2 protein-coding genes and 1 pseudogene are annotated in these 2,282 nt (G+C 65.0%); 1 reads left to right on the forward strand and 2 read right to left on the reverse strand.

The window, feature by feature from the left end; all coding sequences use genetic code 11:
• Positions 1–731, reverse strand: a 731-nt coding sequence (locus WAN02_RS13965; RefSeq protein ID WP_422264790.1) for a polyprenyl synthetase family protein, incomplete at its 3' end; no start/stop codon positions are given.
• Positions 728–1,417 (reverse strand): hypothetical protein, encoded by a 690-nt coding sequence (locus WAN02_RS13970; protein ID WP_422264791.1) that lies wholly within the window; start codon positions 1,415–1,417, stop codon positions 728–730. The genes WAN02_RS13965 and WAN02_RS13970, both read right to left, overlap by 4 nt.
• Before the next feature lie 88 nt (positions 1,418–1,505).
• On the opposite strand from WAN02_RS13970, the pseudogene WAN02_RS13975 reads away from it, so the two are divergent.
• Positions 1,506–2,282: pseudogene (locus WAN02_RS13975) on the forward strand (hypothetical protein); the annotation flags it as partial.

The raw sequence follows: 2,282 nt of genomic DNA on the forward strand, positions 1-2,282 counted from the left end.
CCATACATGCGCTCGTCACCGACCAGGTTCAGCAGATCGTCGCGAATCTGGAACGCCGCGCCAAAGTGAAAACCGAACCGCACCAAGGGACCCAGATCCACCTTGCCGCGTGAGCCGACGATCGCGCCGACCCGCAGCGGGTGGATGGTGGTGTACCAGCACGTCTTGTGCATGATCAAGTTCAGGTAGTCCTCCGGGCCCAGATCCTCCACTTCGTCTAGCTGCCAACCGATCTCGGTCGCCTGCCCCTCGAGGGTGCGCATTGCCATCGTGTCGAACTCGGCCCACACCAGATCGGCCAGATCGCGGTCGAGGCGGCGGGTGGCCCGGCGCAGCACCTGGCTGGCCACGATCGCCAAGCCGTCACCGGCATTGAGCGCCGCGGCAGTTCCGTACGTGGTCGCCAAAGTCGGTCGGTTACGGCGCATTTCGCTGCCGTCCGCGATGTCGTCATGGACGAGAAAAGCGTTGTGCATCAGCTCGATCGCCACGGCAATGCCGAGCAGATCGTGCGGGTTGGCGCCGAAGGCCCGGCCTGCGGACAGGCACAGCGCCGGCCGTAACGCCTTGCCGGGCCGCGACGGGTATTCCCGCATCGGCGCGTAAAGCCATTGCGTTGGTTCCCCGTCAGGCAACGCGTCCAGCATCGAGCGGCGCACCACTTTGCCGACCTGCCGCAGCCGGTCTTCGACGGTGGAAATCAATTCGGCTTGGTCGGCCGTGCTGGTCATGAGCTTCGCGGCAGCACGCGTAACACGACTGGCAACCAGATGTCGGGATAACCATCGGCAAGCAAGGTGCCGCGGTAGTTGCCGGCAGCGGTGTCGTCGGGCACGTCGATCTCTACCGTGACACCACGGCTGCATCGGGCCACCATCGGCACGGTGTCCGGCTCGAAGCGCACCAACGCCGACTCGATCAGGGCGCCGTCGTGGGCCAACAAATCGCTACAGCGCAATCGCACCTTGCCAAGATCGTCGGCACCGCGGTTGTGCAGCCAGACGTCGGTCGACACCGCGCCGGGCTCGCTGGCCACCAAAGAGACAGCTCCGCTCGACGTGGCCTGTTGAATATCGACCGAGGCAACCTCACCGCGCGGTTGCGCTGCGCCACGCAGCGATTCGACCGCTTGGCTGGCTAACCGCTGCCATAGCTGCAACACCCGGTCGACATCCGGCGGCGGGGTGGCCTGGTCGCCCGGCGGCGGCGCGGCCTGATCGCCCGCCGCCTGAGTGCTATCGACTGAGTCGTCAACGGATTTGGTGTCGGCCGGTCGAATGAACCGATTAACGACCTCGGTAGCGGCCCGAAACCCACGAGCCTGAATCTCACCCAGTGCCCGTATGTTCAAGGCCGGATCAAAGACCGACGCCCACGGAATATCGGAGACACTGGCGTCATTGTCCCGCTCGGTCACATTTCGCTCCCGTAAACTCCGGTGGATAACTAAACATTCGGCTTGCTCCTCGGTATGCTAACGGCGTTAACAGCCAGGAGGTCGGGCCTTGCTGAATCTGTTGCAGTCCCAATTGTCGTTTTTCGGCGCGATCGATGAGGCGGTCCTCTTCGCCAAGGATGGCCACGGCGAAAACCCTGAGAAGGTGCTGCGCATCGTAGGAATCTTGCTGCCCGGCACCACCGGTTTCGGCCAGGCTGGTTGGTACCACGAACTCCTGGATTTCGCCAACCGGCCCAAAGTACGTAATCGCCGTTTGCGCGGGCCCGTAACGTTTCCCAGCGTCGAGCAGTCACTGGAATATCTGCAGGCCTCGACGGCGCAGGAGCGGATGCGGCTGGCCACCGCCGCGCTGCCCCCCGGGCCAACTCCGCAGCCCACTCCGCAGCCCAGGACCGACCCCCCTTCCCCCCCTCCCGAGGGGGGGAACGAGCCCCCTGCCGACCCCTCAAGGACTCCTGCCGCGCTGCCGGAGCGTGTTGCGGACAGTGGATACACCTCGTACCACGATCCGGTGCTGGCGCGTGCCGCGTACGCGGCAATGGTGCTGGCGAGAATCGCCGACCTGGGCGGCTTACCTCCGCGGCTCAGCGCGATACCGGATTTGCCCGCGCGAATCATGCTGGCGGCGGTCGGCTCCTGGGCGGTAGGCACCGCCCTCACCGGCTCGACGCTGGAACAGACCGTGCAGGACCTGCTCGACGAGGCGAAGGTCGTCGAGTCGCGGGATCAGTGGCGCAGCTTCGCCGCGATGAAGGTCAATCAACTATTCGCCAATCAGTCCCTGCCGTGCTTCGGCACACTCGAGTTGTTCGGCGACCAGTAC

It is taken from the genome of Mycobacterium sp. (genome assembly GCF_049281135.1).
Taxonomy (GTDB): Bacteria; Actinomycetota; Actinomycetes; order Mycobacteriales; family Mycobacteriaceae; genus Mycobacterium.